The organism is Vreelandella sp. L-15 (genome assembly GCF_056857635.1).
In genome coordinates this window covers 33734-53630 of sequence record NZ_JBSXNN010000064.1, presented here as the reverse complement: position 1 = coordinate 53630, position 19897 = coordinate 33734, and the positions used below count along the sequence as shown (strand labels likewise).

Annotated in this window: 22 protein-coding genes; 6 read left to right on the top strand and 16 right to left on the bottom strand. The window is 57.2% G+C overall.

The window, feature by feature from the left end; genetic code table 11:
* Window positions 1-3: 3 nt before the first annotated feature.
* Window positions 4-384 carry a DUF423 domain-containing protein gene (locus tag AC13CY_RS09650; protein WP_054640754.1) on the bottom strand — a complete coding sequence of 127 codons (381 nt, stop codon included), beginning with the start codon at window positions 382-384 and terminating at the stop codon, window positions 4-6.
* Window positions 385-525: 141 nt separating this feature from the next.
* Here AC13CY_RS09650 and thiS point away from each other — a divergent pair, with 141 nt between their 5' ends.
* The 3 genes from thiS to trmB are packed head-to-tail and all read left to right on the top strand — an operon-like array spanning window position 526 to window position 2331.
* Entirely contained in the window at window positions 526-747 is a 222-nt protein-coding gene (gene thiS, locus AC13CY_RS09645; RefSeq protein WP_044629870.1) for a sulfur carrier protein ThiS, read from the top strand.
* 27 nt (window positions 748-774) lie between these two features.
* Window positions 775-1569 (top strand): thiazole synthase, encoded by a 795-nt coding sequence (locus AC13CY_RS09640; protein ID WP_062359228.1) that lies wholly within the window; start codon window positions 775-777, stop codon window positions 1567-1569.
* Between the two features lie 12 nt (window positions 1570-1581).
* Entirely contained in the window at window positions 1582-2331 is a 750-nt protein-coding gene (trmB, locus tag AC13CY_RS09635; RefSeq protein WP_054640753.1) for a tRNA (guanosine(46)-N7)-methyltransferase TrmB, read from the top strand.
* Between the two features lie 3 nt (window positions 2332-2334).
* Here the strand turns inward: trmB and AC13CY_RS09630 are convergent, their stop codons facing one another.
* A complete protein-coding gene (locus AC13CY_RS09630) occupies window positions 2335-2937 on the bottom strand; it encodes a glutathione S-transferase family protein (protein WP_054640752.1) in 603 nt (200 codons plus the stop codon).
* 366 nt (window positions 2938-3303) lie between these two features.
* Window positions 3304-4218, bottom strand: a complete 915-nt coding sequence (locus AC13CY_RS09625; RefSeq protein ID WP_172515095.1) for an AEC family transporter — start codon at window positions 4216-4218, stop codon at window positions 3304-3306.
* Window positions 4219-4340: 122 nt separating this feature from the next.
* Here AC13CY_RS09625 and AC13CY_RS09620 point away from each other — a divergent pair, with 122 nt between their 5' ends.
* On the top strand, window positions 4341-4844 hold the full coding sequence (locus tag AC13CY_RS09620) for a hypothetical protein (protein WP_062373046.1): 504 nt from the start codon (window positions 4341-4343) through the stop codon (window positions 4842-4844).
* A gap of 4 nt (window positions 4845-4848) precedes the next feature.
* Entirely contained in the window at window positions 4849-5454 is a 606-nt protein-coding gene (locus AC13CY_RS09615) for an SCO family protein (protein WP_172515096.1), read from the top strand.
* Window positions 5455-5493: 39 nt separating this feature from the next.
* On the opposite strand, the gene AC13CY_RS09610 is transcribed toward AC13CY_RS09615, so the two are convergent.
* The 7 genes from AC13CY_RS09610 to AC13CY_RS09580 all read right to left on the bottom strand — a co-directional run bounded on the left by AC13CY_RS09610 (window position 5494) and on the right by AC13CY_RS09580 (window position 11883).
* On the bottom strand, window positions 5494-6561 hold the full coding sequence (locus AC13CY_RS09610; protein ID WP_172515097.1) for an alpha/beta hydrolase family protein: 1068 nt from the start codon (window positions 6559-6561) through the stop codon (window positions 5494-5496).
* 3 nt (window positions 6562-6564) lie between these two features.
* A complete protein-coding gene (bamJ, locus tag AC13CY_RS09605; protein WP_054640749.1) occupies window positions 6565-7245 on the bottom strand; it encodes a BamJ family beta-barrel-assembly machinery protein in 681 nt (226 codons plus the stop codon).
* Between the two features lie 151 nt (window positions 7246-7396).
* On the bottom strand, window positions 7397-7840 hold the full coding sequence (locus AC13CY_RS09600; protein ID WP_054640748.1) for a universal stress protein: 444 nt from the start codon (window positions 7838-7840) through the stop codon (window positions 7397-7399).
* Between the two features lie 21 nt (window positions 7841-7861).
* Window positions 7862-9145 carry a TRAP transporter large permease gene (locus AC13CY_RS09595; RefSeq protein WP_044629862.1) on the bottom strand — a complete coding sequence of 428 codons (1284 nt, stop codon included), beginning with the start codon at window positions 9143-9145 and terminating at the stop codon, window positions 7862-7864.
* Between the two features lie 28 nt (window positions 9146-9173).
* On the bottom strand, window positions 9174-9752 hold the full coding sequence (locus AC13CY_RS09590) for a TRAP transporter small permease (RefSeq protein ID WP_044629861.1): 579 nt from the start codon (window positions 9750-9752) through the stop codon (window positions 9174-9176).
* A gap of 309 nt (window positions 9753-10061) precedes the next feature.
* Window positions 10062-11111: a TRAP transporter substrate-binding protein gene (locus tag AC13CY_RS09585; protein ID WP_474791259.1), complete on the bottom strand. Its 1050-nt coding sequence runs from the start codon at window positions 11109-11111 to the stop codon at window positions 10062-10064.
* Between the two features lie 199 nt (window positions 11112-11310).
* A complete protein-coding gene (locus AC13CY_RS09580; protein ID WP_044629859.1) occupies window positions 11311-11883 on the bottom strand; it encodes a TIGR02444 family protein in 573 nt (190 codons plus the stop codon).
* A gap of 29 nt (window positions 11884-11912) precedes the next feature.
* Here AC13CY_RS09580 and AC13CY_RS09575 point away from each other — a divergent pair, with 29 nt between their 5' ends.
* Entirely contained in the window at window positions 11913-13859 is a 1947-nt protein-coding gene (locus AC13CY_RS09575) for an ABC-F family ATP-binding cassette domain-containing protein (protein ID WP_058577705.1), read from the top strand.
* 6 nt (window positions 13860-13865) lie between these two features.
* Here AC13CY_RS09575 and dtd read toward each other — a convergent pair whose 3' ends face one another.
* The 6 genes from dtd to AC13CY_RS09545 form a co-directional block, all read right to left on the bottom strand.
* Window positions 13866-14303, bottom strand: coding sequence for a D-aminoacyl-tRNA deacylase (gene dtd, locus AC13CY_RS09570; RefSeq protein ID WP_137093783.1), 438 nt, complete (start codon window positions 14301-14303; stop codon window positions 13866-13868).
* Between the two features lie 349 nt (window positions 14304-14652).
* Complete coding sequence (locus AC13CY_RS09565) at window positions 14653-15498, bottom strand: universal stress protein (protein ID WP_474354296.1); 846 nt, start codon at window positions 15496-15498, stop codon at window positions 14653-14655.
* Between the two features lie 120 nt (window positions 15499-15618).
* On the bottom strand, window positions 15619-16449 hold the full coding sequence (gene thiD / locus AC13CY_RS09560) for a bifunctional hydroxymethylpyrimidine kinase/phosphomethylpyrimidine kinase (protein WP_089675430.1): 831 nt from the start codon (window positions 16447-16449) through the stop codon (window positions 15619-15621).
* A 142-nt stretch (window positions 16450-16591) separates the two neighbouring features.
* Window positions 16592-17701 carry a TRAP transporter substrate-binding protein gene (locus AC13CY_RS09555; protein WP_044629854.1) on the bottom strand — a complete coding sequence of 370 codons (1110 nt, stop codon included), beginning with the start codon at window positions 17699-17701 and terminating at the stop codon, window positions 16592-16594.
* 171 nt (window positions 17702-17872) lie between these two features.
* Entirely contained in the window at window positions 17873-19276 is a 1404-nt protein-coding gene (locus AC13CY_RS09550) for a TRAP transporter large permease (protein ID WP_044629853.1), read from the bottom strand.
* Entirely contained in the window at window positions 19276-19836 is a 561-nt protein-coding gene (locus tag AC13CY_RS09545; protein ID WP_044629852.1) for a TRAP transporter small permease subunit, read from the bottom strand. The genes AC13CY_RS09550 and AC13CY_RS09545 overlap by 1 nt, the downstream gene beginning before the upstream one ends.
* Window positions 19837-19897: the final 61 nt, after the last annotated feature.

Genomic DNA, 19897 nt, shown 5'->3' with positions numbered 1-19897 from the left:
CGATTAAGAGCGGCTTAGCAGCGCCGTGACGCCCAGGGCCAGCCAACCGGCCATCAGCAGCAGCCCGCCGATCGGCGTCACGATACCTACGCTCAACCCGGCCAGCGCCATCAGGTAGAGCGAACCAGCAAAGGCCAGCACACCTAACGCCCATAAGGCGAGTACGACCTGCTGACCGGGGAGCGGACGTTGGCTGCGCCAAGCAAGCACCGCCAGCATGGCCAGCGTGTGCCACGCTTGGTAGCGCACGCCGGTTTCTACGATATCTACCATGGCAGCGCTGGTGCGTGCCGAGAGCCCATGGGCCGCGTAAGCCCCCAGCATCACCATGGTTGCCCCTAAAAGCGCCACCACACACCACCACAGCTTGTCGATTCGCTGCACGCCTGACTCCTTTTCACCTATGTTGGCGGCGCATCGCCACCCCGTTAATCATGAGATATTCACCCCGCTGCATACCTTGCACGGGTCGAAACCGCTACAATAGAGGCCGTTTTGCCTCATCCACCAGGGTGCTTACTGTTTATGCCTACCCCCAATGAGTCGATACAGCTTACGCTCAACGGCGAACCCTACGCCATGACCGCAGGCCTCACCGCTGCCGACTTGGTCGAGCAGCTTGGCCTGGGCGGGCGTCGTATCGCTGTCGAAATCAACGAACAGATTGTGCCTAAGAGCCAACTGGCCGCGACCCCGCTGGCCGCAGGCGACCAGATCGAAGTGGTCCACGCCATTGGCGGCGGCTAGCTGCCGGTGCTTTTTCAAGGAATCGCTATGACGCAACTGACTGATACACCGTTCACCATTGCCGGACGTGATTTTAGCTCCCGCCTGTTAGTGGGTACCGGCAAGTACAAAGACTTTACCGAAACCGGTGCTGCCATTGCCCAGAGCGGTGCCGAAATCGTCACCTTTGCCGTGCGCCGTACCAACCTTGGCCAGGATGCCGATGCGCCGAACCTGCTCGACGTCATCTCGCCCAAGCAGTACACCCTGCTGCCCAATACCGCTGGCTGCTACAACGCCAAAGATGCCGTGCGCACCTGCCGCTTGGCCCGCGAACTGCTGGACGGCCACAACCTCGTCAAGCTGGAAGTGCTCGGCGACGATCACACGCTCTACCCCAACGTGGTCGAGACGCTCAAAGCGGCCGAGACCCTGCTGGCCGACGGTTTCGACGTGATGGTATACACCAGCGATGACCCGATTGTGGCACGCGAGCTGGAAGCCATGGGCTGCTGCGCCATCATGCCGCTGGGCTCGCTGATTGGCTCGGGCCACGGCATTCAAAACCCGCATAATGTCCGCCTGATCGTGGAGCAGAGCAGCGTGCCGGTCCTGGTGGATGCAGGCATTGGTACGGCCTCCGATGCCGCTATGGCCATGGAGCTTGGCTGCGACGGCGTGCTGCTCAACAGCGCCATTGCCCACGCCCGCGATCCGCTGCGCATGGCCAACGCCATGAAGCTCGCCGTCGAGGCTGGCCGCGATGCGTTCTTGGCAGGCCGCATGCCGCGCCGCCAAAATGCCGATCCCTCTTCGCCTTTTGCAGGCCGAATCAACGGCTGATACAGAGACACCATGACCGATACGAACGACACCGCGCCCGAGAGCAACACCACTGGCCCCGAAAGTGCCGATGCGCCGCTGCACCGCCGCGGCATTAAAAGCTATGTGATTCGCGCCGGGCGCATGACCCAAGCCCAACAACGCGGCCTGGAAGACGTATGGCCGCGCCTGGGGCTGACCATTGCCGATGGCCGCCAGGATTTAGACGCCCTGTTCGGTCGCCAAGCCCCCCGCGTGGTGGAAATTGGCTTTGGTATGGGCAACTCGCTGATCGAGCAGGCCGAAACTCATCCCGATACCGACTTTATCGGCATCGAAGTGCACGCCCCCGGCGTTGGCAAACTGCTCGATGAAGTGGATAAACGCGGCCTGACCAACCTGCGCGTTTACCGGGAAGACGCCCTGGCAGTACTGGAGCAGTGTCTGCCCGAAGGCTCGCTGACTACGCTGCAGCTATTCTTCCCCGACCCGTGGCCGAAAAAGAAGCACCATAAGCGGCGCATCGTGCAGCCTGCGTTCGTGGAGCTGATTCGCACACGCCTCAAGCCCGGCGGCACGTTCCACATGGCCACCGACTGGGAAGCCTACGCCGAGTGGATGGCGGAAGTGATGGACGCCGCCCCCGGCTACGCTAACACCGCCACCGCCGAGACGTCGCCCTACGTGCCCCGCCCGGCCTTCCGCCCGCTCACCAAGTTTGAGGCCCGCGGCGAAAAGCTCGGCCACGGCGTCTGGGATCTGATTTACCGGCGGGAAGCGTAACGCTTACTCAAACGCCGTTAGCGCAAAGCTGTCGCACTCGGTCACCTTGGCAAACCACGCCTGCAGCCGTGGAAAGCGGTTCGGCCAATCAAAGGCCGGTAAGCGAAAGCTGAGGTAAGCCAGGGCAACAGCGACCACAATCGCCCCTAGCGTGCACTGGGTATGGCCAGCCAGCACGCTAGGGTGCGCTTCCAGCGTCACCAGTGTGCGCTCAATCGCTTTTAACCGCCGGTTTCCTAACAGCGTCTCATCCACGTCTGGCCCACCATGCTTGCGGCCAATCACCACGTTAAACGCCGCCTCCATCAAGCCCTGCCCCAGCCCCGCCAACGCCAGGGTTTCCGCTAAACCATCCGCTGGTAGCAGCTTCGCGCCTTCGCCCACGGCATCCAGATAGTGGGCAATCAGTAGCGACTCTGTCAGCACCTCGCCGCCTTCCGTCACCAGCGTCGGAATACGACTCAGCGGGGTAATCTTTAAAAGCTCGCTATCCGCCGCCCAGGGGTCGCACCAGCAGAGCTCTGTGCGCTCCATTAGCTCTTTTTCATACAGGCATACCCGCACGACACGGGCGTAAGGTGAAGAAGTATTGAGATAAAGCTGCATGGTGGACTCCCCTCAGGTGACGAAAACGTATCGTAAACCACTCGATGCGGCCTGCCGCTACCACTTTTGAGGTAGGCCACCGACGTCAACGCACAACCCATGGGAAAAAGTTTGCCCTGCAGCCCATCAACAGGGCATGAAGGGCTGAGTGGTATTTATAGGAAGGCATAAAAAAAGAAAGCCGCTCCAAAGGAGCGGCAAAAGACCGTGACTAGCAATGAGAGGGAGAAACCATGACAGGGTACCGGCGCTGAACTGCCTAGTCGCTGTCGTGGTTGCCAGCGGCTCATCAAACGCTGACAAACACAATATAATCATTCTCATTTACCCCGTCAACACAAATGCGAATACTTTTTATTTATTTTTTCACCCGACCAGCTTGAGCCAAAACGGCAGCGTCAGCATGGCAAGCAGTGTTTGCCCGGTGATAATGGCCGCCATTAATTCCGCATCGCCGCCCAGCTGGCGGGCAAGGATGTATGCCGAGGTGGCCGTGGGTAGCGCAGCAAACAGCAGCGCGACGTCCCGGCTGACGGGGTCGAGCCCCAGTAGCCACACTAACAGCAGTACACATGCTGGCATGCACAGTAGCTTAATGGCGTTAGTAGCAATCACCCCTCGGTCAATACGCAGCAGCGCCATAGGCTTAAGCGCGACCCCCACGGCCACCAGTCCCAGCGGTAGTGCTGCGCGTCCCAGTAACGTGACGGTATCTTCGCTCCAGCCGGGCAGGCCAACGCCGCTAAGATTCAGCCCAATCCCTGCCAAGCAAGCCAAAATCAGCGGATTTTTCGCCAGCGCTAGCGCGCTTTTACCTAGGCTTGCGCGACCCAGCGTGCCCGCCGCCACAAAGCTGGCCACGCACATAACGTTCACCACGGGCACCATCAGCGCCACGGCGACCGCAGCCGTTGTGGCCCCCAACGGGCCGTGCAGCGCGGCGGCCCCCGCTACGCCCACATAGGTATTAAAGCGCACGGCACCTTGAAACACCGAGGTGAATGCCGCCGGGCTGAGCTGTAACCAGGCTCGAAAATGCCACAGCACAAGGCCAAACAGCGCCATTGCCCCCAGCAATGCCAGCGCCAACCGGCCAACGGGCACTTGGCTCACATCGGCTGTCGCCAGCGTGCCCACCAGCATGGCAGGGAACAGCACAAAATAGATAAACCGCTCCATTTGCGCCCAAAAATCGAGATGAGGCCAGCGCCCATACCCCATGGCGGCACCCAATAAAATCAATAAAAACAGCGGTCCTAGTGCTCCGGTAATGCTCTCCATTGTTCTTCCTTATTAAGTGCGACATCCCAGCACAGCGACATCTGCGGGATAGCTGTTACCATGAAACGCATACCATGTAATAAATTTCCCCGCCTTATGGCCTGCGTAGCGACTATTCTGCCATGAAGAATTTGCCTAAACCTGTCGATGTTACGGGTTTTCCAGCGCTAAAAGTGCTTATCCTGGTGACTGGCCTCGCGCTGGCCGCGTGCACATGGTACGTGTTCGCTAACTGGCTTCGTGCCGATAGCGATATCGTGTGGTTCTCTCCTAGCGGCGAATGCAACTTGCATATGACCCCCTGTTCGACAACGCTGGGGGACAGAGGCCGTCTTACGTTAGCCATTGATGCCGATGGCCGTATCGAGGCGCTTGAAGTGCTGCCCTTGGATGTCGAGGTGGAGGGCATCACCCCCAGCCAAGTGACGGTGGATTTTGTTGGCCGCGATATGGATATGGGGTTAAACCGCTTTGCGCTTACCACCACTGCGCCCGGACACTTTCATGGCCAGGGCCAAGTGGGCGTTTGCACGCAAGAGGTGATGCCGTGGCGCGCTAGGGTTATTCTGGAGACGCCTGACGGTAAGCTGGGTAGCTGGTTCGATTTCGATGTTAAAAGGAGTTAAGCGCATGGCAGCCTCCATAAAATGCAAGCCGCTTTGGCTTGGCCTAGCCCTGTTAGGCGTGCTAGTGGTGGCGGCCACCCTGGGCCTTTACCAGCTAGGCGTCGGCCAGGAGAGCGACGAACCACAGGGCGGCCCTATCGCAATGCCCTCTACCCAGGGTGACTTCTCCCTTACCCAGCTAGGCGATAATGAAATTGCCATTATCTCCTTTGGCTACACTTACTGCCCCGATGTCTGCCCCATGAATCAGGCGGTCAAACGCCAAGCCCTGGCTCAATTGAGCGATGCTCAACGTGAGCGGGTTGTGCCTGTCATGATTACGGTCGACCCCGAGCGCGATACGCTCGACCGGATGAGCGAATATATGCAATTCTTCGGCAGTGAGTTTATCGGCTTAGCGGGAAGCCAAGAGCAGCTTACCGATGTGGCTGAGCGTTACGGGGTGATTTGGCGGCGGGTAGAAGCGCCGGAATCGGCCATGGCGTATACCATCGACCACAGCGCTTCGCTGTTTTTGGTCAACCGTGAAGGGGAAATATTGCAGCGGGTGCTCTACTCTCCAACGCCCCACGGGTTAGTATCGGCGCTGGAAAGCGAACTTGGCAGCTAACGCTAAAAGGGGAACCTCAATAAGTTAGCTGCCATGTAGTTACTCAGCCGTTGCGGCTTGGTTAGCAGTTGCCGATTGTAGATGATCCAACATCGCCATCAGCGCCTGTGTCTGGGTGCCATCGCGGGTATCGTGCAGCGGATTGATCTGCCACGTACTCTCGGCAAAGCCCCACCAGTCCCAGCACGCTTGCGGGTTGGCCATGCTGCTCTCTGCCTGTGGGTAAAGTACCACCTGACCATGCTCCGCCGCCCAGCGGTTTAAGCCGCTGTAGCGAACAAAGGTGTCGTCGATGGCCTCCGCGTTCATCTGGCAGCCGTGCAGCGCCACCGTTACCGGGCAGCCGCCCGCCTCACATGCCTCTGGTACGAACACATAACCGGTATCGGCAAAGCCCTTCGCTGCAAAGTCGGACTGGTCAAAAGCTAACAGCTCGCCTTCGCTGGCGTTCGTCTCACGCTCGGGATAGAGCCAAGCCATCATCTCACCGGCCACGTCTTCTCCACACGCCAGCACATGACTGCCGCCGCCGTTGCGACAATCGCCCAAAGACTGCGGGTCAATAGGGGCGTCTTTTGGCATCGCTACCGGCCAGCCGTGCCCGGTGTTTGCCCGTTGAACGTAGCGCAGTTGCTGCTCAGGGCTTTCCAGCCAGCCTTGCCACTGCTGAGCCAGCAGATCTCCTAACGCAGGCGACACCGTCTCGTCCGCATCGCCATGCCACACAAAAGCGCGTAGCTGGCTTAGCGCGTCTTGGCTGCCTACTTGGTCTAATGAAAGATAGCGCTCACGCCGCTGTTCCAGTTCATCCAGCGATGGGAGCCCGCGGCGTGTCATCATGCACTGGTTCAGGGCTAGGCTTAATGCCCCTTGAGCGCACCCCCATGGGCCTGCGGCTAGCATGCCCACACCGCTAAAGCGCTCAGGCCAAGCAACTGCCAACTGAGAGGCCATATAGCCGCCAGAAGAGACTCCTACCACGCTGGCTTGGTCGTTAGCAGCACCCAGCACAGGTAGGCCGGGTGCCTCTTCCTCGGCGTGGGCAACGGCGCTGCCCAACAGAATAAGCGCAGCCATGAGACGGCGCTGACGAACGGCTATGCCCATGGCTTATTCAATGCCTAGCAGTTCAACGCGGAACGTGAGCATTTCATTCGGGCCAATGGGGCCTTGGCCGCGTTCGCCATACGCAAGATCAGCAGGAATATAGAGCATCCAGCTATCGCCAACGCTCATCAGTTGCAGGGCTTCTTGCCAGCCTTCGATCACTTGGTTGACCTGGAAGCTAACCGACTCACCGCGCTCGAAGGAACTATCAAATACGGTACCGTCGAGCAGCATGCCTTCGTAGTTCACCTCTACGGTGTCTTCTGCGCCGGGCGTTGCGCCGTCGCCAGACTCAAGCACTTCGTACTGCAAGCCAGACTCGGTTACTTCGACTTCATCCCGCTCAGCGTTTTCTGCCAGGAAGTCTTGTCCTTCTTCAAGATTCGTCTGCGCCAGCTCGGCGGCTTGCTGTTCACGCGCCTCCATTGAACTCTCTTGGAAAGCCATTAGCGCTTCCATCATCTCTTCTTCGTTCATCGCCAGCTCGTTGCCATCGAAGACATCGCGCATACCGTCGGTGAACGCATCAATATCGAGGTCTTCAATATCTGCCTGCATGCTTTCGCCCAGCGTAACACCCAGGCTGTAAGCCAAGCGCTGCTCGTCGGTTTCCGGGGCGGCGGCGGCAAACGGCGCTACCAGCAGAAGGCCAGTCAGCGCGGTAGAAGAGAGTAGTGCTTTCATGGAAAAAACCTTATCCAGCGGCGCAGTGCGCCATATGTTTTTGGGTGCCTCAAAGACTAACACCCGCCGCTTCAGGCTGCATTACCTGAAACGGCGGGTGTTAGTCAGACCACAATGATGCGTAGAGGTTTAGCCAGTGCTACCGCGTACGTTACACCACCAGCGTTGGGCAGTGGGCGGCACCGGCAACACGCTGGGACACACTGCCCAGCAGCAGATTTTTCTCACCGTTCGTACCTTGAGCGCCAATCACAATCAGGTCGCACTCCCGTTTACGGGCAAAGCGTACAATTGTGCGGGAGGGTCGTCCTCCTTTCACAAAGGCACGTACTCGCATGCTATCCGCCCCTAACTCAATGGCGTGGGACTTAGCGTGCACAGCAATTTCCGTGGCGTACTCTTTGAGCGCATCATCGGGGATATCCAGCCTATTGGGGCGCACCATAGAGAGCGACGCTTCCAATAGGCTGTGGTGCTTAAATACGCACAGCAGGTACAGCTCTGCACCAGTGAGCATATGCAGGCCAACGGCTTTCTCTAGCGCTTTGATGGCCCCCTTGGAGCCATCGACTGGAACCAAAATGCGATTAAACATCCGCGTTCTCCTTGTGACTGCTTAACGGAAGGCAACATCACGCAGGAACAGCGCAATTTGCGGGAACATAATCAGCAGCGCCGCCGCCAAAATCAGCATAAAGATAAACGGTGGCGTGCCTTTGATCACCTCCCAGTAGGGACGCTTAAAGATTGCAATAGCGGTAAAGATATCGCAGCCAAACGGTGGCGTTGCCGAACCTATCGCCACCTGCAAGGTAATCAGAATACCCACCAACACGGGGTCTAGCCCGGTGGCCGCAATCGCCGGTGCAAAGATAGGCGTCAGCACCAGAATAACCACGATAGGGTCAACGAACATACAGGCCACAAAGAACGAAATACAGATAGCGATCAGTACGCCCGTTGGCCCGGCGTCATTCACGCCCACGGCCTCCAGGATAGCCTGGGGTATCTGCGCAAAAGAGATAATCCAGGAGAACCCATTGCCTACGGCCACCAGGATAAATACCACGGCGGTAATCAGGCCAGTGGATTTGGCGATGGCGTAGATATCGCGCATTTTCAGCGAGCGGAACACCACAAACTCTAACAGCACCGCGTACAGCACACAGGCTGCCGCCGCTTCGGTGGGGCTAAAGATACCGCCGTAAATACCACCCACGATAATCACCGGGAAACCCAGCGGCCAGAGCGCTTTTTGCACGGCGGTGGCCCGCTCTTTCCAACTGGCACGCTCTTCGGTAGGAACATCTTTTACGATGGCATAAACGATGCAGTAGGCAGAGAACATAAACAGTATTAACAGGCCCGGCCCAATCCCAGCGATAAACAGCTCGCCAATCGAGGTACCGGAAATCACCCCATAAATAATCATGCCGATGCTGGGTGGGATCAAAAAGGCAATGTCACTGGCATTAATAATCAGCGCCAGCGTAAAGGGATCAGAGTAGCCCGCTTTTAACATCTTCGGACGCAGCGGAGACCCCACAGCCACCACGGTGGCCTGGGTCGAACCCGATACCGCCCCAAACAGCGTACAAGAAGCGGCAGTACTCACCGCCAGCCCACCTTTAATATGGCCAATAAACGACATCACCATATCAATCAGGCGGTTCGCGGATTGCCCACGAGTCATAATATCGGCGGCCAGAATAAACATCGGTACGGCGATCAGCGAGGCAGGGCGAATGCCCGCCATCATCTGCTGAATCAGCGTATCCATTTGGCCAAAGCCGTTAAACATCATATAGAAGCCAATCACCGCGGCGGTTATCAGCGGGATCATCATTGGAAAGCCCAGCAGCAGCAGGGCAATCATGGTGACTACCATTATCGTCGTCATAGCGTTCCCCTAGGGTGCAATCCCTGCTTTACACTTCTGTTTCGGTATCTTTGTAGCCGTCCACAACCCCAGTCGAGAGATACACGTCTCGGGTGGTCAGGTTTTTAATCGCGGTCAGCATGTACTGAATCCCGGTAATCAAAAAGCCCATGGGCACCCAGATATAAATAATCCATACCGGCAAACCTAGCGACGGCAGCACGCGCCCTTTGCTATACAGGTCGAGGATGTACACCACCGAGTAATAAAGTAGGAAAAACATCACCAGCGAGGTGAGGAACGCAATGCCGATCATCAATACTTTACGGCCACCCACCGGCAGCGCATCGTAAATCGCCGACATCCGAATATGACGACCGTGGCGGGCAGCGTAACCAATGCCCGCAAAGGTAATCATGATAATCAAGATACGGTTCAGCTCACCTGAGAACATAATGCTATTGCCGAATACAAAGCGGGCAATCACGTTGGTGACCGTATTCAGCGCCATTAGCAAAACCCCCATCGCCAGTATCACTGACTCGATTTTGCTAATTGCAGTGTCGATCACTCCCAAAAACCCGGGCAAACCGGACCGGTAGCTCTTTTCGGACTCTTCTTCCGTCATGGCCGTTCTCCTTTAAACGCAGCGTGGTCGCTTGCTATCTCAGCGTAGCGACTCTCCCGTCACTGACCACCGAACGGAGTATGTTCGGCCTTGCTTCATTTTGTAGCGTAACGGGTAATGACTCTTTTCGCTTCAACGCTGGATGTACGTAGATTTTTCTGTGTTACGCCGCCGAGGTACACATTTTTTCGTGGTGGGGCGAGCTGCGCCGATGAACCCACTCACCTGCAGGGCGCTTTGGCAACAAAAAAGGGGCAGCGCTGGCTGCCCCTTATGACGTTACTTGATTAACGTAAAAGCGCTAACCCATTAGGAGTCGCTGTTAACGGCTTCAAGGTCCGCCTTGAACTGCTGCAACAGCTCTTCACCGCGATCGCCCGTCATTTCGAGGAACGCTTCCTCAACCTGCGGCGCACGCTCACGGAACGCTTGGATCTGCTCTTCGTTCAGGCGCGTGACGGTGACTTCATCAGATGCTTCCTGAATCTTGGCGAGTGCATCGTCGGCCAGACCTTTGATGTGCTCAATGGTGTGGTCGTAAGCCGCGTTGGAGGCTTCCTGTACCAGCTCTTTATCTTCGTCAGACAGGCCTTCGTAGAAGTCCTGGTTGGCCATCATGGCAGTGGTAAACCAGCCATGGCCGGTAAAGGTCAGGTGCGGAGATACTTCATACAGACCGCCGGATTCGATCCAGAAAATCGGGTTTTCCTGACCATCGATAATGCCGGTCTGCAAGCCACCGTAAACTTCACCCCACGGCAGCGGTGTCGGCGTCGCGCCAAAGGCGTCGTAGGTTTCCGACAGCAGCGGGTTGGTCATGGTGCGGATTTTCTTGTTATTCATGTCTTCCGGCGAGCTAATCGGCTCGTCGGTGGTGACCACCATTTCACCCTCGGGGTACATTTTTAGAAGCTCGAGACCCTGCTCGGCGTAAAGCTCCGGGAACATTTCATTGATGGCTTTACTCTCGTCGAAGAACGTTAGAACGGTCTCTTCGTCGGTCGGCAGCAGATACGGAATGAAGAAGATTTGCGCTTCTGGAATCAGCGCACCGGTAAAGCCAGGTGACTGATTGACGAACTGGAGGATGCCATTTTGCGTCTGCTCCATGATGTCGTCGGATTCGCCAAGCTCACCAAAGCGATAAACTTGGACGGTGTGATCGGAGTTCTCTTCGACGTACTCCTTGAATGCGTAAGCGAAGACATCCTGCACGTCGCCTTCGTACTCTTCGTGTGCGTAACGCCAGTTATCTGCCTGAGCGGTCGCGCTCAAACCCAGCAGCAGTGCACCCACGCTTGCCGTGGTGAGCAACTTGGTGGTGACGGAACGAGTCGAAACTAATTTGCTTGCCTTCATGCAGAGTTCCCCTAGCAGTGGTAAGCGCGCCGTACGAGAGCGCCAGAATCTAATTTTTGTCTATCCCTAGCAGCGTTGCGTTTATGCTCAGCCGCTAACACGCAGAAACGTCATTCGTAACTTTGTATGCATTGCTGTGGGTTAGCGGGCGAAATAAGCGCTGCCAACGCGGGTTGATCAAAAACAGCTTAAATTCAGGCTAGCGTGGTGGATCACAGCGGTCAAGCTGGCTTGTCAGGGCCATTAGTGCCGTTTGTGTGTTTTCGCGTACGCGTGACGCTTGCGGCGAACGGTTGTCAAGCGGTGCCGAAAACAGCGTATCTTGCAGCCACTGTGCAACATTGTGCTGGCTTATGTCGCTTTTTGTTAACCGGACTTCCTCCACCGAAGAGCGCAGTGCCCACTGCTGCCAACGTTGAAGGTTTTCACGCTCAGACTGCAGTTCCGCCTTTTGTAAGGTGGCACGCAGCGCCTTAATGTCATCGTTATGAGCAGCTTGAGGCTTTAATGTTCGGCGCAATTCGCGCAACGTTGCGGTGACCTGCTGCTGCCAACGGTAGCGCTCTTCCCGTATGGCCTTTAGCGGGCCAGATTCGGCGGCTAATCCGTGCTGATACAGCCAGCAGTGAAACAGTAACTCACACACATCCACGCCAGCCTCATCTTGCAAGGTGAGACAGGCTTGCTCTACGCCAGGCTTTGCATAAAGCGCTAAGGCAAAATCCCATAGCGGCCTCTGCTGCAAGCGCTGCAATCGGTTAGAATCGCGCATTGGTTTACCCACTTTTTTCGGGAGAAAACATGATCGCACTGCGCCAAGTCGCCCTGCAACGGGGCACGCAAACGCTCCTAGAAAGCGCCGACCTTACGCTACATAACGGCGTGAAGGCCGGCATTATTGGGGCCAACGGTGCCGGTAAGTCGAGCCTGTTTAAACTCCTATTGGGCGAGCTGGGGCCCGATCAGGGGGATGTAGAGATGAGCGGCGGCCAGCGAATTGCCCACATGGCCCAGGAAGTGGAGGCGCTGGATCGCCCCATTGTGGAGTATGTATTAGACGGCGATTACGCCTTGCGCCAAGCCGAAGCCGACCTGCTTGCCGCCCGCGAAGCCGATAACGCGCATCGAGAAGCCGAACTCCACGGGCTAATCGAAACCCTAGATGGTTACACGGCAGAATCACGGGCATCACAGCTGCTGGTCGGGCTCGGCTTTGTGCAAGCGGATCTTAAGCGACCTCTATCGGACTTTTCCGGCGGTTGGCGAATGCGGGTAAATCTTGCCCGGACGCTGTTTATGCCTTCCGACTTGTTGCTGCTGGATGAGCCGACCAACCACCTGGACCTAGACGCCCTGCTTTGGCTGGAGCAGTGGCTCACTCGCTACCCCGGCACGCTGCTGCTGATTTCTCACGACCGCGACTTTCTTGATGCTGTGTGCGATCACATTGTGCATATGCATCACCAAACGCTAGAGCTTTACCGGGGCAACTACTCTCGCTTTGAGCGCACGCGGGCCGAAAAGCTCGCGCTGCAACAGGCTGAAGCGGCCAAGCAGCAGGCCCGCCGTGAAGAGATTGAACGTTTTATTGCCCGCTTTCGCGCTCAGGCAACAAAAGCCAAGCAGGCGCAAAGCCGGGTAAAAATGCTAGAACGCATGGGGGATATCGCCGTCGCCCACACGGACTCCCCTTTCCACTTCACCTTGCCTGCCGCTGATAAAACGTCGCACCCGCTGCTGGTGCTGGACCAAGCCACCCTTGGCTATCGCGGCGAAGCGGGCGATATCGCTCAGTTAGAGAAGGTCAACATTACGCTACTCCCCGGGAGCCGTATCGGCTTATTAGGTCCGAACGGTGCGGGTAAATCGACCCTGATCAAGTCACTCACGGGCGAGCTTGAGCTGTTAGAAGGCAAACGCGTACCCGGTGAACATTTAGCCATTGGTTATTTTGCTCAGCATCAGTTAGAAAGCCTGGACGTGACCACCACGCCCTTTGTGCATGTACAACGCCTCTCTCCCACAGCAAGTGATCAAGAAATTCGCAACTTCCTAGGTGGCTTTGGCTTCAAAGGCGATGACGCCTTTGGCGAGGTGGCCACTTACTCTGGCGGTGAGAAAGCACGCCTGGCACTTGCACTCGTGGCCTGGCAAAAGCCCAACCTGCTGCTGCTCGATGAGCCCACTAACCACTTGGATCTGGAAATGCGCGAAGCGCTGACCGAGGCACTGGCAAGCTTTGAGGGCACAGTCATCCTGGTCTCGCACGACCGACACCTATTGCGTGCCACGGTGGATGAGTTTTGGCGGGTGGCCGACCACCGGGTTGAGCCCTTCGACGGCGACTTGGAGGATTACCGGGCTTGGCTTAAGGCGCGGTTGGAAGAGAACCGCCGCGACGCCCGTAGCGAAAAGAGCGAACGCCAGAGCCAACAGCCCAGCGGCGACCGTAAAGCCGCCCGCAAAGCAGCAGCGGAGCTGCGCGAAAAGCTGCGCCCTCTGAAAAAAGAGCGCGACCAGGCGGAAAAGAGCATGGAAAAAGCGCAGCAGGCACTTGAGGAAGTAGAAGCGGTACTCGCCGACCCCGAGCTCTACACCGACAGCACCCGCAAGGCAGAGCTGACCCAAGCACTCGCCAAGCAGGCGGAGATTAAAGCGCGCCTGGATGCCGCCGAGCAGACATGGTTCGCTGCAGAAGAGGCGTTAGAGGCCATGGAAGCCGAGCTGCTGGCCAGCGAAAACGCCTGATCAGCCCTAGCTTTCTAGCAAAAAGGTGACCGGCCCATCGTTGACCAGAGCAACCTGCATGTCCGCGCCGAACTGCCCTTCCGCAATATGGGGCCAAGCGGCGCGGGCCTGACTTACCAGATAGTTAAACAGCCGCTCCCCCTCGTCGGGCGGGGCGGCACTGGAGAAGCTAGGGCGTAGGCCCTTGCGGGTATCGGCAACGAGCGTGAACTGTGATACCAGCAACAGCCCACCCTGGGCCTGCTGCAGGTTATGGTTCATCTTGCCCGCCTCGTCACTAAACACGCGGTAGTGAAGCAGCTTATGCAGTAACTTATCGGCATCCGCCTCACTGTCACCTTTCTCCACCCCCACCAGTGCCAGCAGCCCATGGCCGATGGCACCGACGCTGTTGCCTTCCACCGTGACACTGGCGCTCTTAACCCGTTGAATCAGTGCTTTCACGCTTGCCCCTTCGTCCGTTCATTAGGCGCTGTTGAAAGGGCAGAGTGTAAACGCAGGTGAGTGCTGACCCAAGCGAGTTCAATTTCAGCCTGGCAAACTCGGCGCTGCTATCTTCATAGAGCGTTTCGCCATTGAGCGCGAGACGCAGCTGCTAGCGGCGGCACTGGTCGTGACGAGCGTAGCGCCCAGTAACGCGGCTAGCCATAGCGTACTCTTTGTTGGTCGTTGCACGGTGACCATCTCCTTTGTTGGTTTGGGTAACACTATGCATAGCTATACACACACAACCAACTCATAAAGGTTCCATACAACCACTCGATTGAGGAGTCATTGAGCCGCCACAAAGCCTTTACCAAGGCCGACAGAGGATCACATCGCAGTGGGGCTCACTGAGCAGCATTTCGGTTAGCGGATTAGGTTGGTGTGGTCGACTGCGGCTGCCTAACATGACCAAATCTGGCGAGTGCCGTTTAACATAGTCATGCAGCACATCGCAGGGCTGGCCCGGCTCTAGCGCAAGCTCAATGTCCGGCACGCCATCTAACTCCCGCAGCAGGCTTTCGACTTCGTTATCCAGCGCCTCCCGCAGGCGACTGACCTCGTGGTCACGCCACTGGGCGTAGAACGCTTGACTCCCCAGCTCCAATTCGCCGGGCAGGCTCCAGGCGTGTAGAAGCGTTAGCTTGGCCTCAGGAAAGCGAATCAGCGCTTCTTTCAGGGTCTGCCGAGCCGTCAGCGAGAAGTCGATAGGCACCACAATATGTTGCCACGGCTGAGTAGGCAGGTAAGACGCCACCACCACGGGGCACGGCGCGCTACGCAAAATACGCATCATGGTGGTGCCGTAAAGCAGGTCTTTTTGACCACGTTTGCGGTGCATACCCAGCACGATGAGCGACGCCTGACGCTCGTGGGCTTCCCTCACGATTTCTACATGAGGCTCCCCAACCACCGTTTGAATCATCAGCGATGGCAGTTCCAAGGCGTAATCTTCGCGCAGGTCGGTGAGCATCGCGCTAATATCGTCGTTTACCGCGAGTTCCAGGTCATGGAGCATGCGATGCGGAAGGTAAGGGTCAAGCACGTGAAGGGTATCAAGCTGCGCGCCCTGCTGGTGGGCTAAGCGCAGCGCGCGGGCAAAGGCCGCGCGGTTTTCCTGGGAGAGGTCGGTGGCAAACAGCAGCGTGCGGGACATGGGCAGCTCCTTGGCCGAACAGCTCAGCCTAGTAGGCAAACAAACGGACACCCTTCAGCATGGTGCCCGTTGGCCTATCCCGCAAGGAGACTCTGCACCCTCAACACGTCAGCGATGGATTTACCACCAGGCATGAAAGTGATGCACCGGGCCACGCCCTTTGCCAACACTTAAGCGATGGCTAGCGGCCAGAGCATGATGAAGCCACTGCTTTGCCTCCGTAATAGCCTGCTCTGGGGCCTCTGCGCTAGCATCTTCCGGCAACTTGGCTAGGCAAGCCGTAATGGCTGATGAGAGCGCGCAGCCCGTGCCATGAAGGTTCTCAGTGGCAATGCGTGAGGCGGGCAGCCACTGATGACCGTTAGGGGTCGCCAGCAGATCCGGGCAGGTATCACCCCGTAAGTGGCCGCCTTTCAGCACCACATAGGGCGCGCCTAGCCCCACCAGCTTGGGCAGCAGTGCTTCCATCTCGTCCAGGCTGGCGGGCGATGGGGAATCGAGCAGCACGGCGGCTTCCGGCAGGTTAGGAGTAATCACATCCGCTAACGGCACTAAAATCTCTTTTACGGCGCGAATACCCGCGTCATCCACCAGGATGTCACCGCTCTTCGCCACCATCACCGGGTCGAGCACGATCCAACGCGGCCGCTGCTGGCGCAGTACATCGGCAATCACTTCGGCCACATCGCGGCTGGCTACCATGCCTATTTTCACGGCATCAATGGCCACATCGCTCAACAGATGTTCAAGCTGCTCACGAATTGCCTGAGGGGAAACCGGATACACCGAGGCCACGCCACAGGTGTTCTGGGCAATCACCGCAGTGATGACATTTGTGCCATACACACCCAGGGCAGAAAACGTCTTTAAATCGCCCTGCAGCCCAGCACCACCGGAAGGGTCGGAGCCTGCAATGGTGAGCACATTACGAAGGCGGGATTCGGTAGACATAGCGCTCCTTACGAGACAGAACAGTATCTGCCTTAGGATACCCAAGCGGTGGCGCTTACGCTGCTTTAATCGCAACCCTAGCCTGCCTATAACAAAATGGCCGCCCGAAGGCGGCCATGGTAAGGGTACTGCGCTACACCTGTTACTGCGAGGTGTCACCTTCCGGGTTACGGGCGTTGTAGTACGCCTGCTCGGAAATCGCGTGGTAATCTTCTACTTTATCCTGGAAGGCGCGGTAAGAGTCGTAGATCCGGGTCGCTAGCTCGCTGGAGGCGGCCAGTTCACCCACTACCTCAGCTGAGTGTTCGCGGGCTTGGGCTAACACGTCGTCAGGAATGCGACGCAGCTCAACGTTATGCTCATTCACCAAGGTTTCCAGCGCATCGTTGTTGCGAGCGGTATACTCATCCAAGACACTTTGGTTCACATCACTGATCGCAGTACGCAGAATTGCCTGTAAGTCAGCGGGTAGCTCTGCCCAGGCCTCTTCATTGATGATGGCCTCAAACATCACCGTCGGCTCATGCCAGCCAGGGTAATAGTAATAATCGGCTGCCTGGTGCAGACCAAAGGCTAAGTCGTTGTAGGGGCCGATCCACTCAGTAGCATCAATCGCCCCCGACTGCAGCGATGTAAAGATCTCGCCGCCCGGCATGTTCACAATCGCCACGCCCATACGGCTCATGACTTCACCACCAAGGCCCGGCATACGCATCTTCAAGCCGTCAAGGTCAGCGACCGAGTTGATCTCTTTGTTGTACCAGCCGCCCATCTGTACACCGGAAGAACCAGCTGCCAGTACATCGACCCCGAACTCATCGTATAGCTCGTTCCACAGCTCCATACCACCGCCGTAGCTGAGCCATGCGTTCATTTCCTGGGCGTTCATACCGAACGGTACGGCGGCAAAGAACTGGGCCGCTGGCGCTTTACCCTTCCAGTAATAGGAGGCGGAGTGGCCCAGCTCAGCGGTGCCGTCTGCCACCGCATCGAACACTTCAAACCCAGGCACTAGCTGGCCTGCACCAAATACTTCGATGGTTAAACGACCGTCTGACATCTCTTCGACCAGCTGGGAAAGCCGCTCAGGGCCTTGGCCCACACCGGGGAAGTTTTTCGGCCAGGAAGTGACCATTTTCCAGCGGAAAGTCTCTTGCGCCTGAGCTTGGTTATCGAAGCTTGAAACCACCAGCAGGCTGGCAGAAAGAGCAGTCGTCATGGCAATGGCGACAGGCAGTGCTTTGGCTTTCATGCGTGAACCCTCTTGCTTATTTTATTGCTGTTATGGGTAGGGAATACCCACCTGACGCTTGCCGCCAGGCGGGTTGTTGCAAGCCATTATGTGTCTGCAGCTTGGCTGCTTTTGGTTAAGGTTGCCACTCCCTTGCGTTGATAGCAGGGTTATTTTTCAACTCAGAACACATTAGAACTGGGTCGGGAGCCATGTTGCCAGCTGCGGGAAAAACGTTAGCAGCAACAGCATGCCTAACTGCATCAAGATAAATGGCACCACACCGCGATAAATCGCCGAGGTAGGCACCGATGGCGGTGCCACGCCGCGCAGATAAAACAGTGCGAAGCCGAACGGCGGGGTTAGGAACGAAGTCTGCAGGTTAATGGCGATCATGATACCCAGCCAGATCGGATCTAACCCCATGGCCAGCAGAATCGGCCCGACGATCGGCACCACCACAAAGGTGATTTCGATAAAGTCGAGGATAAAGCCCAGCAGGAAGATTACCAGCATGACAATGATCGTCGCCCCGACCACGCCCCCCGGCATGCCTTCAAACAGCTCGGTGACCATGTGTTCACCGCCGTAGGCACGGAACACTAACGAAAATAGCGCCGCACCGATCAGAATCAGAAACACCATGGTGGTTACATGGGTGGTAGAGCGCAGCACCTCTTTCAGGGTGGCCCAGTCCAACTGGCGATAGGCCAACGCCAGCACCAGCGCACCAAAGGCACCCACGGCCGAGGCTTCGGAGGGTGTCGCAAAGCCACTCAGGATAGAACCCAGTACCGCCACAATCAGCACCACCGGCGGCACCAAGCCTTTGAGCAACAGGATGCCTAACCCCGAGGTGTGGCCAAGCTCTGCCATCAGCTCTTCGCGGTCAGCCGCGGGCGCCATGCTGGGGCGGAAAAACGCCACCAAACCCACGTAGATCATGTACATGACGACGAGAATCAGGCCTGGCACCAGCGCGCCCATAAACAGATCGCCAACCGAGACCGTTTTCGGGCTGAAGATCCCCATATCCAGCTGTGCTTGCTGATATGCAGAAGAGAGCACGTCGCCCAGCAGTACCAGGGCAATGGAAGGCGGAATAATCTGCCCAAGCGTGCCGGTGGCGCAGATGGTACCGGTGGCAAGAGAGGTGCTGTAGCCACGCTTAAGCATGGTGGGCAGTGACATCAGGCCCATGGTCACCACGGTGGCACCCACGATGCCCGTGGAGGCGGCCATCAACATACCCACCAGCGTGACCGAAATACCTAAGCCACCGCGCATGGAGCCAAACAGCAGCGCCATGGCATCCAGCAGCGTTTCGGCCACTTTTGACTTCTCTAGCAGCACGCCCATTAACACAAACAGCGGCACCGCCAGGAGTGTCTGGTTGGTCATAATGCCGTAGAGCCGGTTCGGCAGGGCGGCAAGGTAGCCACTATCAAAATTGGCATCAATACCAACGGCTTCCAGGCCTAGCCCAATGCCAGCAAACAGCAACGCGGTTCCCGCTAGCGAAAGCGCCACAGGAAAGCCGAACATCAACACGATACAGATGGCGGCAAACAGAATAAGCGGCATAAATTCGAGCATCAAACACGCTCCTCAAGGTGATTTTCATCGGCGGCTGGCGGCGTTATCCGCCCGGTGAAGATATAGCCATTGCGCACTAGTTCAATCAGGCCTTGAATAATCATCAATAAGGCAAAAACTGGAATGAGCGTTTTCAGTGCGTATACAGCGGGGATGCCACCGTAATCTGAGGAGGTTTCCATGATGCGCCAGGAGTTAGCGACGTAGCCATAGCTTGACGCGATGACAAACACCATCACCGGAATCATGAGCAGGAGGATGCCCAGGATATTTACGAGTGCTTGTCGGCGGGGTGTCATGCCTCGATAAAAAATATCGACGCGCACGTGGCCATCGTGGCGAAAGGTGTAAGCAGCAGCGAGCATGAAGACGCTGGCGTGCATGTACATCACCAGCTCTTGCATAAAAATGCTATTCACACTGAACATATAACGAAGCAGTACAATCGCGAACTGAATCAGCATCATAATGATGATCAGCCACGCAAGGGTACGCCCGAACCACTCCGAAGCGCGGTCCAGCGCACCGATAAACGCAGGTAGTTGTGTTGTGTCCGACATGGAAGTGTCTCGCGTAAAACGACTAAGGGGGGGTCAGCGCCCCAGACAATAGCGCATATAC

Coding starts and splice junctions, on each gene's coding strand:
- thiS (WP_044629870.1), top strand. CDS start 526: ATGCCTACCCCCAATGAGTCGATACAGCTTACGCTCAACGGCGAACCC.
- AC13CY_RS09640 (WP_062359228.1), top strand. CDS start 775: ATGACGCAACTGACTGATACACCGTTCACCATTGCCGGACGTGATTTT.
- trmB (WP_054640753.1), top strand. CDS start 1,582: ATGACCGATACGAACGACACCGCGCCCGAGAGCAACACCACTGGCCCC.
- AC13CY_RS09630 (WP_054640752.1), bottom strand. CDS start 2,937: ATGCAGCTTTATCTCAATACTTCTTCACCTTACGCCCGTGTCGTGCGG.
- AC13CY_RS09625 (WP_172515095.1), bottom strand. CDS start 4,218: ATGGAGAGCATTACCGGAGCACTAGGACCGCTGTTTTTATTGATTTTA.
- AC13CY_RS09620 (WP_062373046.1), top strand. CDS start 4,341: ATGAAGAATTTGCCTAAACCTGTCGATGTTACGGGTTTTCCAGCGCTA.
- AC13CY_RS09615 (WP_172515096.1), top strand. CDS start 4,849: ATGGCAGCCTCCATAAAATGCAAGCCGCTTTGGCTTGGCCTAGCCCTG.
- AC13CY_RS09610 (WP_172515097.1), bottom strand. CDS start 6,561: ATGGGCATAGCCGTTCGTCAGCGCCGTCTCATGGCTGCGCTTATTCTG.
- bamJ (WP_054640749.1), bottom strand. CDS start 7,245: ATGAAAGCACTACTCTCTTCTACCGCGCTGACTGGCCTTCTGCTGGTA.
- AC13CY_RS09600 (WP_054640748.1), bottom strand. CDS start 7,840: ATGTTTAATCGCATTTTGGTTCCAGTCGATGGCTCCAAGGGGGCCATC.
- AC13CY_RS09595 (WP_044629862.1), bottom strand. CDS start 9,145: ATGACGACGATAATGGTAGTCACCATGATTGCCCTGCTGCTGCTGGGC.
- AC13CY_RS09590 (WP_044629861.1), bottom strand. CDS start 9,752: ATGACGGAAGAAGAGTCCGAAAAGAGCTACCGGTCCGGTTTGCCCGGG.
- AC13CY_RS09585 (WP_474791259.1), bottom strand. CDS start 11,111: ATGAAGGCAAGCAAATTAGTTTCGACTCGTTCCGTCACCACCAAGTTG.
- AC13CY_RS09580 (WP_044629859.1), bottom strand. CDS start 11,883: ATGCGCGATTCTAACCGATTGCAGCGCTTGCAGCAGAGGCCGCTATGG.
- AC13CY_RS09575 (WP_058577705.1), top strand. CDS start 11,913: ATGATCGCACTGCGCCAAGTCGCCCTGCAACGGGGCACGCAAACGCTC.
- AC13CY_RS09565 (WP_474354296.1), bottom strand. CDS start 15,498: ATGTCCCGCACGCTGCTGTTTGCCACCGACCTCTCCCAGGAAAACCGC.
- thiD (WP_089675430.1), bottom strand. CDS start 16,449: ATGTCTACCGAATCCCGCCTTCGTAATGTGCTCACCATTGCAGGCTCC.
- AC13CY_RS09555 (WP_044629854.1), bottom strand. CDS start 17,701: ATGAAAGCCAAAGCACTGCCTGTCGCCATTGCCATGACGACTGCTCTT.
- AC13CY_RS09550 (WP_044629853.1), bottom strand. CDS start 19,276: ATGCTCGAATTTATGCCGCTTATTCTGTTTGCCGCCATCTGTATCGTG.
- AC13CY_RS09545 (WP_044629852.1), bottom strand. CDS start 19,836: ATGTCGGACACAACACAACTACCTGCGTTTATCGGTGCGCTGGACCGC.